At 68.0% G+C, this 17,436-nt stretch carries 21 protein-coding genes; 12 read left to right on the forward strand and 9 right to left on the reverse strand.

Going from position 1 to position 17,436, the window contains the following annotated elements; all coding sequences use genetic code 11:
* Positions 1–9 precede the first annotated feature (9 nt).
* From ABLE92_RS23085 to ABLE92_RS23095, 3 genes are all read left to right on the forward strand, one after another.
* Positions 10–1,401, forward strand: a complete 1,392-nt coding sequence (locus ABLE92_RS23085) for a septum formation family protein (RefSeq protein WP_348807138.1) — start codon at positions 10–12, stop codon at positions 1,399–1,401.
* 12 nt (positions 1,402–1,413) lie between these two features.
* Positions 1,414–1,764 (forward strand): metallopeptidase family protein, encoded by a 351-nt coding sequence (locus ABLE92_RS23090; RefSeq protein ID WP_348807139.1) that lies wholly within the window; start codon positions 1,414–1,416, stop codon positions 1,762–1,764.
* A gap of 65 nt (positions 1,765–1,829) precedes the next feature.
* Positions 1,830–2,048 carry a hypothetical protein gene (locus ABLE92_RS23095; RefSeq protein WP_348807140.1) on the forward strand — a complete coding sequence of 73 codons (219 nt, stop codon included), beginning with the start codon at positions 1,830–1,832 and terminating at the stop codon, positions 2,046–2,048.
* A gap of 48 nt (positions 2,049–2,096) precedes the next feature.
* Here ABLE92_RS23095 and ABLE92_RS23100 read toward each other — a convergent pair whose 3' ends face one another.
* Together ABLE92_RS23100 and pheA are read right to left on the reverse strand one after the other, a co-directional pair.
* Entirely contained in the window at positions 2,097–2,765 is a 669-nt protein-coding gene (locus ABLE92_RS23100) for a histidine phosphatase family protein (RefSeq protein WP_348807141.1), read from the reverse strand.
* Positions 2,765–3,766: a prephenate dehydratase gene (pheA, locus tag ABLE92_RS23105; protein WP_348807142.1), complete on the reverse strand. Its 1,002-nt coding sequence runs from the start codon at positions 3,764–3,766 to the stop codon at positions 2,765–2,767. Before pheA ends, ABLE92_RS23100 begins: the two co-directional genes overlap by 1 nt.
* Before the next feature lie 133 nt (positions 3,767–3,899).
* On the opposite strand from pheA, the gene ABLE92_RS23110 reads away from it, so the two are divergent.
* The 5 genes from ABLE92_RS23110 to ABLE92_RS23130 all read left to right on the forward strand — a co-directional run bounded on the left by ABLE92_RS23110 (position 3,900) and on the right by ABLE92_RS23130 (position 8,309).
* On the forward strand, positions 3,900–4,691 hold the full coding sequence (locus ABLE92_RS23110) for a DUF2470 domain-containing protein (protein ID WP_348807143.1): 792 nt from the start codon (positions 3,900–3,902) through the stop codon (positions 4,689–4,691).
* A gap of 147 nt (positions 4,692–4,838) precedes the next feature.
* Positions 4,839–5,645: a CPBP family intramembrane glutamic endopeptidase gene (locus ABLE92_RS23115; RefSeq protein ID WP_348807144.1), complete on the forward strand. Its 807-nt coding sequence runs from the start codon at positions 4,839–4,841 to the stop codon at positions 5,643–5,645.
* Positions 5,646–5,703: 58 nt separating this feature from the next.
* Positions 5,704–7,203, forward strand: coding sequence for an LCP family protein (locus ABLE92_RS23120; protein WP_348807145.1), 1,500 nt, complete (start codon positions 5,704–5,706; stop codon positions 7,201–7,203).
* A gap of 130 nt (positions 7,204–7,333) precedes the next feature.
* The gene (locus tag ABLE92_RS23125; protein WP_348807146.1) at positions 7,334–7,876 is read left to right on the forward strand and encodes a ferritin; all 543 of its coding nucleotides are present in this window, start codon (positions 7,334–7,336) and stop codon (positions 7,874–7,876) included.
* A gap of 97 nt (positions 7,877–7,973) precedes the next feature.
* Positions 7,974–8,309, forward strand: a complete 336-nt coding sequence (locus tag ABLE92_RS23130) for a hypothetical protein (RefSeq protein ID WP_348807147.1) — start codon at positions 7,974–7,976, stop codon at positions 8,307–8,309.
* Here the strand turns inward: ABLE92_RS23130 and ABLE92_RS23135 are convergent.
* From ABLE92_RS23135 to ABLE92_RS23155, 5 genes are all read right to left on the reverse strand, one after another.
* Positions 8,296–9,285, reverse strand: coding sequence for a DUF5926 family protein (locus ABLE92_RS23135; RefSeq protein ID WP_348807148.1), 990 nt, complete (start codon positions 9,283–9,285; stop codon positions 8,296–8,298). The genes ABLE92_RS23130 and ABLE92_RS23135 overlap by 14 nt on opposite strands.
* Positions 9,286–9,330: 45 nt before the next feature.
* Positions 9,331–10,119, reverse strand: coding sequence for a glycerophosphodiester phosphodiesterase (locus ABLE92_RS23140; protein ID WP_348807149.1), 789 nt, complete (start codon positions 10,117–10,119; stop codon positions 9,331–9,333).
* Complete coding sequence (locus ABLE92_RS23145; protein ID WP_348807150.1) at positions 10,116–11,108, reverse strand: DUF4328 domain-containing protein; 993 nt, start codon at positions 11,106–11,108, stop codon at positions 10,116–10,118. Before ABLE92_RS23145 ends, ABLE92_RS23140 begins: the two co-directional genes overlap by 4 nt.
* Before the next feature lie 2 nt (positions 11,109–11,110).
* Complete coding sequence (locus ABLE92_RS23150; RefSeq protein WP_348807151.1) at positions 11,111–11,455, reverse strand: rhodanese-like domain-containing protein; 345 nt, start codon at positions 11,453–11,455, stop codon at positions 11,111–11,113.
* 413 nt (positions 11,456–11,868) lie between these two features.
* Entirely contained in the window at positions 11,869–12,717 is an 849-nt protein-coding gene (locus tag ABLE92_RS23155; RefSeq protein WP_348807152.1) for a S49 family peptidase, read from the reverse strand.
* A 74-nt stretch (positions 12,718–12,791) separates the two neighbouring features.
* Here ABLE92_RS23155 and ABLE92_RS23160 point away from each other — a divergent pair, with 74 nt between their 5' ends.
* Positions 12,792–13,553 carry a VOC family protein gene (locus ABLE92_RS23160; RefSeq protein ID WP_348807153.1) on the forward strand — a complete coding sequence of 254 codons (762 nt, stop codon included), beginning with the start codon at positions 12,792–12,794 and terminating at the stop codon, positions 13,551–13,553.
* Between the two features lie 17 nt (positions 13,554–13,570).
* Here the strand turns inward: ABLE92_RS23160 and ABLE92_RS23165 are convergent, their stop codons facing one another.
* Positions 13,571–14,644, reverse strand: coding sequence for a winged helix DNA-binding domain-containing protein (locus ABLE92_RS23165; RefSeq protein ID WP_348807154.1), 1,074 nt, complete (start codon positions 14,642–14,644; stop codon positions 13,571–13,573).
* 5 nt (positions 14,645–14,649) lie between these two features.
* Positions 14,650–15,351 carry a peptide-methionine (S)-S-oxide reductase MsrA gene (gene msrA / locus ABLE92_RS23170; protein ID WP_348807155.1) on the reverse strand — a complete coding sequence of 234 codons (702 nt, stop codon included), beginning with the start codon at positions 15,349–15,351 and terminating at the stop codon, positions 14,650–14,652.
* 165 nt (positions 15,352–15,516) lie between these two features.
* Here msrA and ABLE92_RS23175 point away from each other — a divergent pair, with 165 nt between their 5' ends.
* The 3 genes from ABLE92_RS23175 to ABLE92_RS23185 all read left to right on the forward strand — a co-directional run bounded on the left by ABLE92_RS23175 (position 15,517) and on the right by ABLE92_RS23185 (position 17,299).
* A complete protein-coding gene (locus ABLE92_RS23175) occupies positions 15,517–15,666 on the forward strand; it encodes a hypothetical protein (protein ID WP_348807156.1) in 150 nt (49 codons plus the stop codon).
* 241 nt (positions 15,667–15,907) lie between these two features.
* On the forward strand, positions 15,908–16,537 hold the full coding sequence (locus tag ABLE92_RS23180) for a superoxide dismutase (protein ID WP_348807157.1): 630 nt from the start codon (positions 15,908–15,910) through the stop codon (positions 16,535–16,537).
* A 243-nt stretch (positions 16,538–16,780) separates the two neighbouring features.
* A complete protein-coding gene (locus ABLE92_RS23185; RefSeq protein WP_348807158.1) occupies positions 16,781–17,299 on the forward strand; it encodes a hypothetical protein in 519 nt (172 codons plus the stop codon).
* Positions 17,300–17,436 lie beyond the last annotated feature (137 nt).

A 17,436-nucleotide genomic window follows, 5' to 3' on the forward strand; every position in this document is an offset into this window, starting at 1 on the left:
TGGATGGCGATGAGTGACGAAGCCCACCGTGACGACGACTTTCGGGACGACGACGCACCGGACGATGACGTTCAAGACGCCGCACCGCCGTACGACGATGCGGACGACGATCAACAGAGTCCGACGAGCGATCACCACAGCGCGACGACGAGCCTGGTGAAGCAACCCGACACCGACCCCGCCGACGACCAGCCGACCACACAGTTCCGTCAGGTCGACGCCGACTCCGACCGCACCCGGCAGGCTTGGTCGGAGGTCGAGCCGGTCGACGCCGACCAGGACACGGTCCGGTTCGAGCCGTCCGAGGACGAGTCCGTTCCCGAGCCCACCGCATCATCGAGTTGGCTGCAACGCAACATCGTGCTGATCGGTTTGGCCGCGGTGCTGGTGGGCGCACTGGTCGCCGGGGGCATCGCGGTGGCGATGGGCGCCTTCGACGATCGCGGCAGCGTCGGCGACACCGACATCGGCGAGAGCGAACGCCTCGCGGAGAACGCCTTCACCCAGTCGGGACCCGGGGATTGCCTGACGTGGCCGGCGAACAAGCCCGGTGAGCCGGTGAACGTGCCGTGCGCCGAGGAGCATCGCTTCGAGGTGGCCGGCGCACTGAACACGGCGATCCTGCCCGGCTCGGAGTTCGGTGAGTCGGCACCCTGGCCCGGGCCCGAGCGCTTCGGGCAGATCCGCGACGAGCAGTGCCCGGTGATCGTCAACCGCTACCTCGACGGACGGCTCGATCCGCAGGGCCGTTTCTCCGTCGGCCTCATGTACCCGCCGCAGGATCAGTGGGTCAAGGGTGCCCGCGAGTTGCGCTGCGGCCTGCAGGTGACCGGCGCCGACGGCACGCCGCAGCTGTTCGCCGGGAAGGTCGCCGACCAGGATCAGTCGTTCCAGTGGGCGGCCGGCACCTGCATCGGTATCAATCCCGAAACCCGCCAGGTCGCGGTACCTCCGACGACGGTGAGTTGCTCGGAACCGCACGCCTTCCAGACCACCGGCATCGTCGACCTCGCCCAACGGTTCGGCGACAAGAGCTCCGGACGTCCCTGGCCGGCGGTGAAGGACCAGAACGCCTACCTCGCCACCATCTGCCCCGCCCAGGCCGAACGCTTCGTCGGCGGCAAGGCCAAACTCGACGCCACCACGCTGAACGTCCAGTGGTCGGTCATCGGTGAGCCACGTTGGCTGTCGGGGAGCCGAAAGGTGGTGTGCTATCTGGGTCTACCCGACGGCGGCGGGTTCGCCACGCTGGTCGGCGACGCCCGCGGCACCGTCCTGATCAACGGCAAGCTGCCGGTGGCGCCGTCGCAGGCACCCCCCGGACGGGCACTGCCGACGCCGGTTCCATTGCCGCAGGGCGTCACCCCCAATCCGCTCGAGACTCCCGCCCCGGCCGGCTGAGAAAGGCGCACGATGCCCGTACGGATGCGCGACGAGGAGTTCGAGATCCTCGTCGGGGATGCGCTCGACTCCATCCCGAGCGAATTGACGGATGCGATGAGCAACGTCGTCATCCTCATCGAACCCCGCAACGCCGAGTCCGATCACATCCTGGGGCTGTATTCCGGTGTGGCACTGACGCGACGGACCCATGACTACGGCGGATTCCTGCCCGACACGATCACCATCTACCGGGAACCGATTCTCGCGATGTGCCACACCCGTGAGCAGGTGGTGCATGAGGTCGCGGTCACTGTGGTGCACGAGATCGGCCATCACTTCGGGATCGACGACGAGTGGCTGCACGCCCACGGCTGGGGGTGAGATCGAGTCACTGCCGCCCTCGATCCACCTCACGGGTCGCCGGACAATGGGTTACATTCGCAGACATGCCGCCTGTACCCGATCATGCCGCCCGGGTACAGGCGACGATCTTCGTCGACGAGTTCGAGGCGATGGCCGACTCGCTGGTGGCCGAACTCGACGACCTGCCACCGCGCTCACCTCAGCGGCATCAACTCACCGCCGACCTCTATGAGGTTCGTCGCCACATCGCGCAACTCCAGCACACATTCGGACTCCCCCCGGTCCGAGGCACCTCCGCCTAGCCGCGCCTGAGCGACGGGACGCAGCCTGCTCGGAGCCGGACCGCACTTCTACCCCATCGGATTGTCGTCGACCACCAGGGGCTCGTCGACGACATCCCCGAACGGCGCGCGTGTGGCACCCCACCGATGGCAGATCCACAGCCCGTCCCGGTACTCCAGCTCCACCGAGCCGGTGTTGGGCAGATGTGTTGCGGCGGCAAACTTTCCGTCGATACCCGCCAGCCGGGCGGCGACCAGCCGGATGGCGGCACCATGACTGACCACCACCACGTCGGTGGCGTCCGGTCCGCTCAGATGACGTTGCGCGAGAACGTCGATCGCCGGAAGGTAACGCGCATAGACCATCTCGAGGGACTCGCCGCCGGGGATGCGGGTGTCCGGTGCACCTCCGTACCAGGCGTCGAGGACCGATCGGAACACCCCGTGCGCCTCCTCATCACTGCGATCCTCGAGTTCGCCGGCCTGCACCTCGTGGATTCCCTCGACGACCTCGGGCGTCACCTCCCACACCGAGCCGATCAACTCGGCGGTCTGCTGGGCGCGTCGCGCGACCGAGCTCACCAGCACCGCCGGTGTTTGCCTACCACTTTCCAGCGCATACCGAACGCCTTGGCGCACACCGAAATCCGTCAGCGCGGCACCGGGCAGCGCGGTGTCGAGGCGGCGCATCACGTTGGATGTGGTCTCACCGTGGCGGACCAGATGCAACCGGGCCATCAGTCCTGCCCCTTGCGGATGCGCTCGAGCCACTGCGCCCCGGCGCGGTGATCGGGTGGTGGTGCGCCACCGGGTCGGGTCATCGCCCAGGACCCGAGGTAGGTGATCCGTTCGGCCCGACGGTAGAGCGCCTGCAACGCCTCCGCGACGGCCGCGTCATCGATGTGTCCGACGGCGTCGAGGAAGAAGCGATACTGCCCCGGCATCGTCGTGCCGTTGTCCAGATCGCGCCGGGGACGTGATTGGATGCGGGTGAGATCGATTCCGCGCGAAGCGAATTCGTTCATCGCAGCCATCAGGCTGCCGGGCTCGTTGGACAGTTCGAGGATCACCGACGTGCGGTCGGCGCCGGACACCGGCAGCGGGGCCGCGGGCCGGCCGATCAGCAGAAACCGGGTGAGCGCATCGGTGGCGTCACAGACGCCGTCGGCCAGCACGACCAACCCCGACGAGGCGGCGGCCAGACTCGTGGTGACCGCCGCGTCGGTCACGCCGGCCGCGGCGTCGAGCGCGGCGGCCGCATTCGAGGTGGCGGTGACGAACCCGGCCTCCGGGAACAACCGGGCGACGCTGGTGCGTACCTGCGCCGAGGCGACCGGATAGGCGGCGATGGTGCGCACGTCGTCTGCGGCGACGCCCGGCCGGGCGGCGATGGTGAAGGCGATCTCCAGCTGGACCTCGGCGAACACCTGCACCCGCGGTATCACCGCGCTCGCGACGGGGACGAGGGCATCCATCGTCGCCGGCACCGAACCCTCGAGGGAACTCTCGATGGGCACGCAGGCGAACTCCGCCCGTCCGGAGCGGACGGCGTCGATGGTCGCCACCGGGCTCGGCGCGACGACCTTCTCGATCGCCCCCGGTCCCGTCGCTCCCGCCTCGCCGGACACCGACGCACCCTCGCCGAGCAATGCCGACATCAGGTCCGCGTCGGCGAGGAACCGATCGAGGGCCATCTCGGTGAACGTCCCCGACGGCCCGAAGTAGGCGAACTGTGTCACGACCAGAGCCTAGCCGTTCATCGGACCGGACGAATTTCGCTCAGAGGTATTTCGACCCTTGCCGTTGACGCCACCTCGAATTAGGTTAGGGTTACCTTCGTAGCCGCACAGCAGACCGAGTGAGGACCCGACCATGACACGAGCCATCACCGACCGACCGTCGGATGCCGAGGTGATCGCGACGGCCTGCCGACGCGCCGACTCGGCGATGCTGGCCGTCGAGGTCGCCGGTCGCACCCCCGCATCCGATGCGGCACACCCCGGTGGCCCGACGACGGTGGGCCTGGTCCACCTCTTCGAATCCCAGGCGTTTCTGCTGGTGCCGACCGATTCCGAGGTCATCGAGCTCGCGTCGGGCTCGCCCGAGGGGGTCCCGGCGATGGTCGAGATCACCGACTGCGCCCCGATCGACCTGCGGGAACGCGTGCGATCACTGGTCTGGCTCAACGGAACCGCCCACGCCGTCCCGCGTGACCTGGAACGCGACCTGGCCCTCGAGATCGCCGCCGATCATCCCGACGGCGGACTCCTCGACATCGGCCACGGCCGGTCGATGATCCGCCTGCAGGTCGACAACGCCGTGGTCGCGAGCAGTTCCGGCGCGGCCTGCGTGCAGGCGTCCGAGCTCGCCCTCGCCGACCCGGACCCGTTCTGGGAGTACGAGGGCGACTGGATCGCGCACCTGGATTCCGACCACGCCGACGTCGTCGGGCAACTCGCCCGCAAACTCCCCCGCGACCTGCGCAACGGCCGGGTCCGCCCGCTCGGACTGGACCGCTTCGGCATCCGCTTCCGCGTCGAGGGCTCCGACGGTGACGCCGACGTCCGACTTCCCTTTCCGCGCCCGGTGAACGACGTGAGCGAGTTGTCGCGGGCGTTGCGTTCCCTGGCGGGCTGTCCGTTCATGAACAGCCTGCCCGACTGACCACCCGACGGAGTTCCACCCCGGTCTCGATGGTTGGGCTGGCCACCGAGATCGATGAGGCGAACTCCGGATGTGGTGCCGGTGGATCACCGCGAACCCCTCTGGGGTGATCCACCGGCACACATTCGTCCCACTACCCTGACCGACATGCGCGCCACCCCGCGGACCTGGGTCCGCCCGCGGCCACAGACCGTCGTCCCGGTCGTCACCGATCGCGTGCAGCGGCGGGCGTTGACCATCGAACTCGCCATCGTCGGCGTGTTGACCTTCGGTTTCTCCGCGCTGTCGGCCATCTTGTCGCTGATCGAACTGCAGGTCTCGGTGGGTGTCGGCAATGCGACCGTCGCGCTGAATCCGAGCCGTTCGTCGGTCGGGGCGATCGACTTCCTCCGCCAGCTGATGAGCGCCGCACGTCTCTACGCCATCGCCGCGCTGGGCGCCTACCTGCTCTGGCGCGGTGGGATCGTCGCGCGCCGGGTGGGTCTCGGCCGCATCCGCACCCCCGACATTCCCCCGGGGCTGGTCCTGGCCGCGGTGATCGGGCTGCCCGGACTGGCGTTGGTCGCCGCGGCACGAGCCCTCGGCATGAACGCCCACCTGGTGCCCAGCGAAACCGACGGCGCCTGGTGGCGATGGCCCCTCTACATCCTGCTCGCGATCGGCAATGCGGCCGCCGAGGAGATCGTCGTCGTCGCCTACTTCATCACCCGGCTGCGCCAGCTCGGGGTGGGCGAGAACACCTCGATGGCCGCGAGCGCGGTGCTGCGCGGCGGATATCACCTCTACCAGGGCATCGGAGCGGGCATCGGCAACATCGCGATGGGGGTGATCTTCGGGCGGTACTACCAGCTCACCTCCCGCGTCTGGCCGTTGGTCATCGCACACGCGGTGATCGATGTGGTCGCGTTTGTCGGATATGCACTGGCGCACGACCATCTGGGCTGGGTGGGCTGAGGAGGCCACACCGGGTGAATGACACGGAAGTGGCGGGCCCGTCGGTACATTCGGTGGGATGAACCAGCCAGATCCGCCTCCCGTGGGGCGCCGCGGTTCCGCACCGCCGCCCCCGCGCCGACGGAATCCGGCACCCCAACCCCCGCCCGGCGTCTCGCCCGCGAGGCAGGGCCCGCCACCGCAGAACCCGGCACGTCAGGCCCCACCGCAGCAACCCGGCCGCGACCGGTTCCCCGCACCGGGTCCGCATGGCCACCGTCCGCCACGCCTGCCGGCCGATCAGTCGGGTCAGTTCCCGATACCGCAACGCGCGCGATCCCGGGACGCGGCACCGGCGTTCGCCGAGCCGCCGACCGTGCGGGTCGCCGACCCGCGCGAAGCGGCGCCACCGCCCCGGGCCTATTCGCAATCGGCGTACGCACCGACGCAGAAACCCGAACCGGTTCCCGACCGTGAACGCCGGCCCGTTCCCCCGGACCGCCGGCCACCCGAGCAGCGGCCCCGCGGCCCAGAACAGCGCGGCGCAGACCAACCGCCGCGTCCACCGGCCGCACCCCGTCCGACGGGGTCCGAACCGCCCCGCCGCCGCGCATCGCTGTTTCGCCGGTCCCCAGGCCGGCCGGTCCGGCGATTCACCCGCCGCCGCGTCGGCACGATCTTCCTCGTGGTGTTGCTGGTCGCGCTGGTCACGCCGATCGCGTTGATGTTCTACTACGACTCGAAGCTGCACCGGGTCGACGCCCTCGCACCGTATGCGGGCCGTCCCGCCGACACCCCCGGCACCACGTGGCTGATCGTCGGCACCGACTCCCGCGCCGATCTCACCGAGGAGCAACGGCGCGCACTGGCCACCGGCGACAGCGACGGCTCACGGACCGACACCATCATGATGGTCTACAAGCCGCCGTCCGGGGCCGCGTCGATCATCAGCATCCCGCGTGATCTCTACGTCCCCGTTCCCGGGCAGGGGCAGCACAAGATCAACGCGGCCTTCAGCTTCGGCGGTCCGCAGTTGCTGGTGCAGACCGTCGAACAACTCTCCGGGGTACGGATCGATCACTACGCGGAGATCGGTTTCGGCGGATTCGACCAACTCGTCGACGCCGTCGGCGGCGTCGACATCTGTATCGACACCGCCCTGCGCGACCCCAAGGCCGGCCTGAACCTGAAAGCCGGACGCCAAACCCTTAACGGCACACAGGCCCTCGGGTTCGTCCGCACCCGGAACTTCCCCAACGCCGACCTCGAGCGAGTTCAGAATCAACGAAAGTTCCTGGCCGCCTTGATGTCCAAGGCGACCAGCCCGTCGGTCATCGCCAACCCGTTTCGCCTGTTCCCCTTCGTCAGCGGCGTCGTCGACACCCTCACCGTCGACAATGGCACCCATATCTGGAATCTCGCCATGCTCGCGTGGTGGTTGCGCAGTTCGCCACAGACGGTGACCACCCCCAACGGTGGTGCCGTCGACACCGACGACGGCAGTTCCCTCGCGGTCGACGACTCCACCACGGAGTTCTTCGACGCGATCCGCATGGGCAGGCAGATCCCGCAGCAGTGAGGCCGCGCCGGTGCGGCCGGTGCTGCCGGGCGAATCCTGGTGCGGCCGAGCGCATCAACCAAGGTCAGACTGGCCTCAGTAAGGGTCAACTGAGCCGAAACCGGGCGGATCGGCCGGTAGAATCGGACACATGACCACTACCGAATCGACCAAGTTCCACCAGTTGCTCCACGACCAGGTCGGCCACGAATTCGCCGCGTCACAGCAGTACATCGCCGTCGCCGTCTACTACGACAACCACGACATGCCGCAGTTGGCCAAGCACTTCTATCAGCAGTCCGTCGAGGAACGCAATCACGCGATGATGATCGTGCAGTACTTCCTCGACCGTGACATCCAGGTGGCCATCCCCGGAATCGAGGCCCCGCGAACCGAATTCGACGATTACAAGGCGCCGATCGAGTTGGCGCTCGACCAGGAACGACGGGTCACCCAGCAGATCGTCGACCTCGCCAAGTCGGCCCGCGACAGCGGCGACTACCTCGGCGAGCAGTTCATGCAGTGGTTCCTCAAGGAGCAGGTCGAGGAGGTCGCCACGATGACGACCCTGCAGACCATCGCCGAGCGCGCCAACGGCAACCTGTTCGATCTGGAGAACTTCGTCGAACGCGAGTTCGCCGGCGGCAGCACCGGGGACGCCACGGCACCGGTGGCCGCGGGCGGCAACCTCTGAGAGGGTCCGGTCGAACAACCCGGGGTTGATCCCACGATCTGGGTGAATCTCCGGTGATGTTCAGCCATTCTTCAGCCCTATGCGGCAGGGTGGTCCCATGGCATCACGAAGCGGTAACAGCCCCGCCTCCTCCGGCCGCCCTGCCCGCTCGGGTCACACCAGGCGTACGACCCGATCGACGACGGTGCCGCGGTGGTTCGCGGTGCTCGCCGCGGTCTACGGCAGCCTGCTGACCTTCCTCGCCGTCGCGTTCTACCTGGGTGCGAGCACGTCGAAGACGCACACTGCCGCGGCATTGGTCGACGGGGTGGGCCGGTGGTGGCCGTCGGCGGTGCTCGCCGCGGCACTCATGGCCAGCCTGCTCGTCGGATTCGGTGCGGCCGCGTCGCGTACCCGCCGTTCCCGGGCCGACGGGCGCATCAACGTATCGTGACCTGCCGCCCGCGCAGCCCGTCGCGGGAACTGCGTTCGGCGGTGGTGAGGTCACCGGTCTCGGTCAGCGCCTCCGACAGCCAGGTGTCGAACTGATCGAGTCCGTCGTACCACTCCTCGTGGTGACGTTCGTTGTCCAGATCGAAGACGGGCACCAGCAACCCCAGCGTGCGGAACGACCCGGCGAACCGGGATCCCTCACCCAGCGTCAGCCGACCCGCGGCATGCAGACGTGCCAGCGCCGTCATCACCTCGTCCTCGGGTTCGGGACGCACCCACCGCAGGTGTGCGCGTTCCCCGGCGTCGACCCACCACGGCGCACCCTTGCCGCTCGTCACGGCCAACCGCGCCGTCGGCATGATGGTGTCGTTCGCTCGCTCGAGCATCACCGAGATCTCTTGCGGCACTTCGGTACCCGGTGGGAACCACCACGAGAAATCGCCGTGCACGGTGATCGACAGATCGGCGTCGGGGTTCAGGACGTCGGTGAGACGCAGGTCGGATTCCGTTGACGCACCCCGTAATTCGCCGCCGGGGTCGCTGTGCGCGGCCCAGTCGATGGCGCCGGCGAGCGCGGCATCGAGTTCGTCGGGTTCGGGATCGGACTGCAGCGCCACCAGACCCTCGGTCCGGCCCCGTGATTCCCGGGTGATCGCCGCGACGGCTCCGGGCAGGATGGTCGCCAGGATCACCTCGTTGCGGGTTCCCGCCGGCACCGGGGGCAACACCGCGGTCTCATCCGGCATCACCGACGTCAACTCCACCGGCGGCGGCCCCGGCTCGACGAGGTCGAGGACCGCGGTCGCCGACGACACGAACGTGTGCAGTGCCACCAGATCACATTCGGCGGCGAGCCCGGCGAACGGCCGGGGCGGGGCGACCAGCGCGGCCGCCTGCCGTGCCTTACGCGCCGCGACCCGCTCGGCTCGGTTGCTCCCCGGGCGCGGCCCGCTTCCCCGCTTGCTCTTCTTGCCCATCGGTCCACCTTCTCATGCGGCCCGGCCGAACATGGGGCCCGGCCGTCAGTCGACGGTCACCAACCAGTCACGCACCTTCTGCGGATGATTCGTCGCGATCCACCGCACCCCGAGGTCGGCACACAGCTGCACGTCGGCCAACTCGTCGACCGTCCAGCAGTAGGTCACCCGACCGGCCGCGGCGGCTTTGTCCACCAGATCCGGATGCAACCGCAAGGTCTCCACCGAGGGTCCGATACCCGTCGCCCCGACCGCCGTGGCGGCGCTGCCGCCCAGCACCCGTGCCGTCTCACCGAGCAGGATCGTCGGCAGCATCGGCGCGTGCCGACGGATTCGCCACACCCCCGACGACGAGAACGAGATCACCACGGCCCGACTGTGGTCGGCCGACGGTGGCGTCGCGACCCCGAAATCGTGCAGCGTGGACAGCAGTTGCTGCTCGACGAGACTGCCGAACCGCACCGGATGTTTGGTCTCGATGAACAGCCGGACCGGCCGACGCCAGTCGAGGGTGAGGGTGAGCAACTCGGTCAGCGTGAGCACCTGCGCCGGCTTGCCGGCGTTGTGCCAGCTGCCGAAATCGAGTTCACGCAGCTGCGGCAGGGTCATCTCACTGACCACACCCGACCCGTCCGACGTGCGGTCCACGGTGCGGTCGTGGATGCAGACCAACTCGTGGTCGGCGGTGAGGCGGACGTCGCACTCCAGACCGTCGGCGCCCTGCGCGAGGGCCAGTTCGTAGGCCGCGAGGGTGTGTTCGGCGTGATCGGCCGACGCACCGCGATGGGCGACGACTGCGGGCTTGCCCGACCGGGAGACCTGGTCGCCGATCATGCGGCCACCACCCATCGCCGCTGCGGGGCCACGTCGACGTCGGTGTGATCGAAGATCGCGATCAGGCGTCGGCCCACCCACAGGGCGAACCCCGCCGACACCGCCGCGCTGAGGGCCACCATCAGCACGGCGTTGGCCCCGGTCTGGATGGACCCGGATTCGGCGGCCACCCACCAGGTGATCGCGGCCAGCACGGCCACACCGTTGACCAGGGCCCACGCCACCCACATCGTGCGCAGGCGCGACGAATCGCGGGCATCGCGGCGTCCGTCCATCGCGGCCGCCTCGTAGATGAGCATCGGTGCGCCGACCACGTTGACCAACGGGATCGCGGCGAGCGGGATGCTCATCCATCGCGGCCGCGGATCGAGATACCCCGCCGACGCATACGCCTCTGCGCGCTTGGCGAGCAGCCACCGAACGAAGACGACGGTGGCGTAGACATAGCATCCGAGGGCCGCGGCGCCGGCGACGAACACCAGGATCGTGCTGAAGGTGATCAGCCATTCCGGAAGGGTGGTCGTCCGGTTGATCGCCAGCAGCACATAGCGGAACAGGTGGATCACCGCCGAGACCACCAGGGCCAGACCGACCAATTGCAGCGCGCTGGTCAGCGCTTTCGTCAGGCGCGTCGCCGCCGACGGCCCGTCGTCGGGTGAGCGCGGCGCATCGAGCAGACCCCATTGCGGGATGTAGGCGTAGCGCGGGATCTGATGCGACACCGGCCGGCGCGGCGCGTGTGGCGGCGGCAGGGTGTCGGCGGGCCGTCGCGCGATCCACCGCACTGCCCGGGTGCCGTACATGTGCGGCGCCGACCGGACGGGCGGTGGTGGCGGCGGTGGCGGTCCGGACTGTTGATACCGGGCGACGACGGCACTCGCCTCGACATCGTCGGCGACGACGGTCAGCGGGCCACCGCACCGGGGGCAGCGGTCACGACCCGGGCGATGCGGCGCCTGAATGCGGCAACGGGGGCACAGGTCCAGCATGGTCAGGCAGGTCCCGTTCCAGTCGGACCGGAGGTCTGCACCGGCTTGCCGTTCTCCACCCAGGCGAGCATGCCGCCCCGAACGCATGTCCCCTCGTACCCCACCTGCTGCAGGTACTGCAGCACCCGGAAGGATCGTCCACTCGAATGACAGATGACGTAGAGATCGGCGTCGGGATCGATCTCGTCGAGCCGGCCCGGTACGTCGCCGAGCGGGATGTGGACGGCACCGTGGACGTGCCCGGCGGTCCACTCGTCGTCCTCACGGACGTCGAGGAGGACGCGGTCGGCGTCGGCGGTGAAATCGTCCGGGAGTTCCGTCACGGGAACCTGCGGTATCTCTCCCATGCTCACCGATCCATGTTCGCATAGGCGGCTGCGCGCCGAGGCCCGCCTGCCCAACGCCGCGGCCCGACCCCCTTGGATGCGTCGTGTGACCGTCGATCGGGGGACAGCCGGTTTGACCCGCCCGAACCACCCGTCGACCGACTATGTAGGACTGCATAACGCTATCCACATGCGGCGATACCGCGCTGTGACCTGCATCACGGACCAAGGGTCAAGTTGTGGATGAGACTGTGGAATCTGTGGAGAATCGCACTCCGCATGCCTAACAATTGTGATCGGCATCACTCGATCGGTGCGAACATTCCGCACAGTGTTCACGTCAGTACACGACCACCGACCGGCTTGACAAATCGTCGAAATCCACAGGCCCTGTGGATAACGTGGGGACAACACGTCGCAACTGGATCAATCAATCAACGAAAACGCACACCGCCGGCCCGGTCGAGCGCCCGCACCGCACCACCGATGAGATCCTCGGCGAGGACCGACGCATGCACCTGATCGCCCAGGAGGCGTGTCAGCAGCGGTTTCGGTGCGTCGACGGTGACGATCTCGGCGTCCGGATAGTGTTCGGCCACCACCGACCGCATCACGCCGACACCGTCGACGAGGCCGAGTGCGGCGGCCTTCTCGCCGATCCACACGTCACCGGAAAACAGGGCGGCGTCGTCGCCCTCGAGGCGCTTGCCGCGACGTTGACGTACCCACCGGATGAACGTCTCGTGGAGTTGACCCTGCAGTCCCTCGAGCCACGCCACATCGTCGGCGTTGACCGGCGAGAACGAATCGAGCCGCACCTTGTTCTCCCCCGCGGAGTACAGACGCCGTTCGACGCCGAGTCGCGCGATCACATCGGTGAAGCCGAATCCCGAGGACACCACGCCGATCGACCCGACCAGCGACGTGTGTGCCGCGTAGATCTCGTCGGCGGCGCAGGCGATCCAGTAACCGCCGGAGGCCACGACGTCCTCACAGAACGCGAGGACCCGGACACCCTTCTCGGAGGCGAGCTGACGGATGCGTTCGGCGATGTACTCCGACTGTGTGGGCGACCCGCCCGGCGAGTTGACGACGATGACCACCGCACGCAGATGCTCGGTCTCGAACGCCCGCTTGAGCACCGATTCCACCGACGTCGTCGTCAGCCCGGCGCGCCCGGGCCCGACGTGACCGATCACGCCGTCGAGTCGCACCACCGCGACCTTCTCCGCGCGTGCGCGGCCGAGCTTCTTGGCGATCCGCTTGATCGCTGCAGCAGTCATCTCGCCGAGTCTAGGCGTGTCTCCCATTCCCCTGGCGACCACTGGTCCGCGCACCCACGACCTACACTGCTCACGTGCAGATCCGGTGGCTCACCGCGTTCCTCGACTTTCCCGCGCGGCAGTTCGGCAGTGAGGTCACGTTCTGGCGGGCCATCGCCGGTTCGACGGTGTCGCCGCCACGTGGCGAGCATCGGGAGTTCGCGACGCTGGAACCCTTCAACGGCGATGCGCACCTGCGGGTCCAGCGGATCGAGTCCGGCGTCGGTGGCGTGCACGTCGACATCCACACCGACGATGTGCGGGCCGCGGCCGACGAGGCCGTCGCACTCGGCGCCGTCCTGGCGGCCGACAATGCGTCGTTCCTGGTCATGGAATCACCGGCGGGTCTGCGGTTCTGCCTGGTCCCCGCGGCCGCGACCGCGCGCCGATCCCGTCCGATCCGCTGGCCCGAGGACACCATCAGCATCATCGACCAGGTGTGCATCGACGTCCCGGACTTCCTGTTCGACCGTGAGGTGTCCTTCTGGTCGGAGCTGACCGGACGGCCCACCCTGCCCGCGCGTCGCCCCGAATTCGTCCGCCTCCAGCGAGATCCACGCCTGGCCCTGGGAATCCTGTTGCAGCGCTTACCCTTCGACGGGTCGGCGCCGACGGCGGCCGGGTTGCGTGCGACCGCACATCTGGACCTGGCGACCACCTCGGTCGACGACGAGATCGCCCGCCACGAGGATTGGGGCGCAACGATGGTCGAGCGTTTCGATTCGTGGGCGGTGATGATGGATCCGGCCGGACGCCGCTACTGCATCACCGACCGCAATCCCCGCACCGGCAACTGAGGCGGTGACCGGCGGGCTCAGTCCCCCGCAGCGAGCCAGGCACGCAGTCGGTCCACCTCGTCATCGAGTTCGCCGGCCACGCGACGAGAGGGTTCGACGAAGAGGTCGACGTGCGGTCCGTCGTCGGCGAGTGACCAGGTACCGGCGAGCCGGCCGTCGCAGAGCACGAAACCGGGTGAGCGGCCGTTCGGGGTGACGGTGCGGGCGAACAGTTCCTCATCGGCGATCCGCGCGCGGTCGGCCTGCGCGACCAGGATGTGATCGAACGGCGCGATGAGTCGGACCGGTGCCGGGGTGTCCGCGGGGATCAGATCGAGACCCTCGAGGTCGTAGAGCGTCTGACCGTCCGGGCCGGTGTGGCACTGCAGCTCCCAGTCGCGTTCCATCTCCTCGACGAGGGGCCGGAGTCCACGCAGCCCCGACCACGTCTGGATGGCCGGCACCGACGCCGGACCGAATCCGCGCAGATAGAGCCGGATCAGTTCCCGGCGCGCCTCGTCGCCGACGAGGGCGGGTTCGCCGGGACCGATCCACTCGTCGAACAACCGGTAGGTCACCGCACCCCGGCCCCGCCACAGCCCGCGCGGCGGGATCTGCACCAGCGGAAGGCCGCACCGGGCGACGGCGACCAGGGTGGCGGGTTGCTCTTCGGGGAACCGCTGCGACAGCGTCGCACCGAGTTCGGCACCGCCGACCGCGCGCCCGGCCAGGATGTCGACCGCGGCGGTGATCACCTCCGACGGATCGGCCTCGGACAGACGACCCCGATGGATCGTGCGGATCTCCGCATCGAGGGCCTCCTGCGCGACGGGCCGGATCCAGCGGGCGTCGGCCCCGTCGACGAGGAAGATGGTGCTGCGCAGCAGGGCCATCCGCACCACTTCACGATCGGTGAGCAGATCGTCGAGTTCGCCGGGTTCGAAGCCGTCGATGCGGGAGAACAGCCCGAAGAAGGCCGATCGCGGGTCCTGCGACTGCATTCCGACGATGCGGTCGAGCACCTCGATGGCGTCCTCGTCGGCGCGCGCGAGGAGATGCTGACGGTGCAGCAGGGTGCGATTCCACTGACCGACCGAGATGGGTGCGGGCACGCGTGTCAGCCCGGGAAGGTGATTCCGGTGGCCGCGTGGCAGCGATACCCGTGCGGGTTCTTCGCCAGGTACTGCTGGTGGTAGTCCTCGGCGTAGTAGAAGTGTCCGTCGCCGGCCTGATCGAGCGGGGCGATCTCGGTGGTGATCGGGCCCAGTCCCGCCGCATCCAGCGCGGTCTGGAAGGTGGTCGCCGATTCTCGGGCGAGGTCGGCGTCGGCGGGCGAGGTGGTGAAGATCGCCGAGCGGTACTGGGTTCCGATGTCGTTGCCCTGACGCATCTCCTGCGTCGGGTCGTGGGTTTCCCAGAAGGTCCGCAGGATAGTGCGCAGGTCGAGTCGCGATTCGTCGAAGACCACCAGAGCGGATTCGGTGTGCCCGGTACAGGCGGTGCAGGTCTCCTCGTAGGTCGGATTCGGGGTGTATCCGCCGGCGTATCCCACCGCCGTCGTCCACACACCCGGCACCTGCCAGAAGATCTCCTCGACACCCCAGAAACAGCCGCCGGCCAGCACGACCGCGTGCAATCCGTCGTCGAAGGTGCCGATGCCGGTGCCGTTCTCGAAACCCGCACCCCGCATCGGGTGATGCAGGACGATGTTCTCCGGCGCGAGCGGCACCGGGGTGTTCCGGCCCGGCAATGCCGCGTCGGCATCGATGAGCTGCTGCTTTCCGGACCGGGACGCGAAGAGCTCGTCAAGCCATGACATGGGTCGATCCTACGCAAGGAAATCCCGGCTTCATTTGAGTCGGCCGACCCACTGTGCTTAAGATGACCCACACGGGATGTGACACCGATCACCACGGTGCTTTATTCCCGTCCAGCCCGAGACCTGCTCCACCCGGGTCTCTCACACCCTCAGTGGAGGACCGCGATGGCCACAGATGCGACCCGCAACCTGCGATCGATCACCCGCGGCCCGAGCGCGCCCCGCGCCACCTACGACGTCCGGTCCTCGTGCATGGGGATCGGCGCCAGCATCCTCGGACTCCTCATCCTGCTGGGCATCCTGGCCCTCATGTGAGCCCACATCGACTCCCGGGCAACGTAATTCGGCGTTCATCGAGCGCCTGACACGACCCACAGACCTCAACCAGGGTTGAAGTTTGTTGGGTCGATTTTGTTGCATTCGGTCAACCACTGCGTAAGGGTGGAAGGGTCCGCGATGCGTCGTCCACCCAGACGATTCCGCGCGTGTCGATAGTTGAGAAGCAATACCCCCAGACGGTATGTGCCCAAAGGGTATATGCACAGAGAGGAATACCGTGGCCGAATACACCTTGCCGGATCTCCCTTATGACTACGCGGCACTGGAGCCGCACATCTCCGGCAGGATCATGGAGCTCCACCACGACAAGCACCACGCCACCTACGTGAAGGGCGCCAACGACACCCTGGCCAAGCTGGCCGAGGCACGCGAGGACGGCACCATCGCGGGCAAGGTCTACGGACTGTCGGCGACCCTGTCGTTCCACCTCGGTGGACACACCAACCACTCGATCTTCTGGAACAACCTGTCGCCGGACGGTGGCGACAAGCCCGAAGGCGAGCTCGCCGCGGCCATCGACGATCAGTTCGGTGGCTTCGACAAGTTCCAGGCCCACTTCACCGCCGCGGCCACCACCCTGCAGGGTTCGGGCTGGGCGATCCTGGGCTACGACACGATCGGCGGCAACCTCGTCACCCTGCAGCTGACCGACCAGAGCGGCAACATCCCCGCCGCGATCATCCCGGTCGTCATGCTCGACATGTGGGAGCACGCCTTCTACCTCGATTACCAGAACGTGAAGCCGGACTACGTCAAGGCCTGGTGGAACGTGGTCAACTGGGCCGACGCCGCAGAGCGTTTCGCCCGCGCGACCAGCCAGGGCAAGGGACTCATCGTCCCCGCCTGATCGCTGGACAGACCTCAACGGCGGCCGACCCCGAAAAGGGGGTCGGCCGCCGTTGTCGTCAGAACCGAGGACACCGACCCTCCGTCTGGTGTCACCAATCCTGGTGACACACATCGGTTTTCGTCCGAACAGTTGACACGATCGGCGAGTGAATCCCCCGAACGGCCGATATCGGGGTCGCGACACGTGCGGTTAGCGTCGCACTGCTGTCCCCCGACACCTGATGTCCCCGAAGGAGATTCCGTGCTCAACCGCACCTCGCGAACGCTGGCCGCCGTCGGCCTGTCCGCCGCCGCCCTCGCCGTCGCCGCACCCGCCGTCGCCCATGCCGATGGAACCCAGGACCCGGCGTACAGCCAGCCGCCGACCGCCGACTCGGATCAAGGCACCCAGCTCAACGAACGACGCGCACCGCTGCAGCAATGCCCCGGCGGCGCACAGGGTGGCGAGTACAGCGCGAATCCGTCGTACTTCCCCATCGAGCTCAACAAGCGCGGACCCAGTACGTTTACGTTTGAATACAACACCATCAACATCCCCGACAAGTTCGACATCCTCTACGACGGCAAGCAGGTCTACACCACCGGCTGGCGAGGCACTAACAGTGCAGAAGCCAACCGACAGGGCCACACCCTGAGCGGAGGCCCCAGCGACTCGGTCCGGATCACCTTGCCCGCCGGACGTTCCACCCAGATCGAGGTCCGGGTCAACACCGACGACGTCGACACCAAGTGGAGTTTCAGCGTCGAGTGCCCCAACTAAACTCACACCGCCACAGGGTGTCGCACGCTCACGCGTGCGGCACCCTGTGCCGTTTCCAGGCGTCATTCACCCGACCGGCCCGGTCACGCCGGCCACGTCGGACATGAGAGGCTACGGGTCACTTCACGACAACTGGG

It is taken from the genome of Gordonia oleivorans, from assembly GCF_040044975.1.
In the GTDB taxonomy this organism is placed as follows: domain Bacteria; phylum Actinomycetota; class Actinomycetes; order Mycobacteriales; family Mycobacteriaceae; genus Gordonia; species Gordonia oleivorans.

Excerpts from the sequence above, each read along its gene's own strand:
- ABLE92_RS23085 (WP_348807138.1), top strand. The coding sequence starts at position 10 with ATGAGTGACGAAGCCCACCGTGACGACGACTTTCGGGACGACGACGCA.
- ABLE92_RS23090 (WP_348807139.1), top strand. The coding sequence starts at position 1,414 with ATGCCCGTACGGATGCGCGACGAGGAGTTCGAGATCCTCGTCGGGGAT.
- ABLE92_RS23095 (WP_348807140.1), top strand. The coding sequence starts at position 1,830 with ATGCCGCCTGTACCCGATCATGCCGCCCGGGTACAGGCGACGATCTTC.
- ABLE92_RS23100 (WP_348807141.1), bottom strand. The coding sequence starts at position 2,765 with ATGGCCCGGTTGCATCTGGTCCGCCACGGTGAGACCACATCCAACGTG.
- ABLE92_RS23110 (WP_348807143.1), top strand. The coding sequence starts at position 3,900 with ATGACACGAGCCATCACCGACCGACCGTCGGATGCCGAGGTGATCGCG.
- ABLE92_RS23115 (WP_348807144.1), top strand. The coding sequence starts at position 4,839 with ATGCGCGCCACCCCGCGGACCTGGGTCCGCCCGCGGCCACAGACCGTC.
- ABLE92_RS23120 (WP_348807145.1), top strand. The coding sequence starts at position 5,704 with ATGAACCAGCCAGATCCGCCTCCCGTGGGGCGCCGCGGTTCCGCACCG.
- ABLE92_RS23125 (WP_348807146.1), top strand. The coding sequence starts at position 7,334 with ATGACCACTACCGAATCGACCAAGTTCCACCAGTTGCTCCACGACCAG.
- ABLE92_RS23130 (WP_348807147.1), top strand. The coding sequence starts at position 7,974 with ATGGCATCACGAAGCGGTAACAGCCCCGCCTCCTCCGGCCGCCCTGCC.
- ABLE92_RS23135 (WP_348807148.1), bottom strand. The coding sequence starts at position 9,285 with ATGGGCAAGAAGAGCAAGCGGGGAAGCGGGCCGCGCCCGGGGAGCAAC.
- ABLE92_RS23140 (WP_348807149.1), bottom strand. The coding sequence starts at position 10,119 with ATGATCGGCGACCAGGTCTCCCGGTCGGGCAAGCCCGCAGTCGTCGCC.
- ABLE92_RS23145 (WP_348807150.1), bottom strand. The coding sequence starts at position 11,108 with ATGCTGGACCTGTGCCCCCGTTGCCGCATTCAGGCGCCGCATCGCCCG.
- ABLE92_RS23150 (WP_348807151.1), bottom strand. The coding sequence starts at position 11,455 with ATGGGAGAGATACCGCAGGTTCCCGTGACGGAACTCCCGGACGATTTC.
- ABLE92_RS23155 (WP_348807152.1), bottom strand. The coding sequence starts at position 12,717 with ATGACTGCTGCAGCGATCAAGCGGATCGCCAAGAAGCTCGGCCGCGCA.
- msrA (WP_348807155.1), bottom strand. The coding sequence starts at position 15,351 with ATGTCATGGCTTGACGAGCTCTTCGCGTCCCGGTCCGGAAAGCAGCAG.
- ABLE92_RS23175 (WP_348807156.1), top strand. The coding sequence starts at position 15,517 with ATGGCCACAGATGCGACCCGCAACCTGCGATCGATCACCCGCGGCCCG.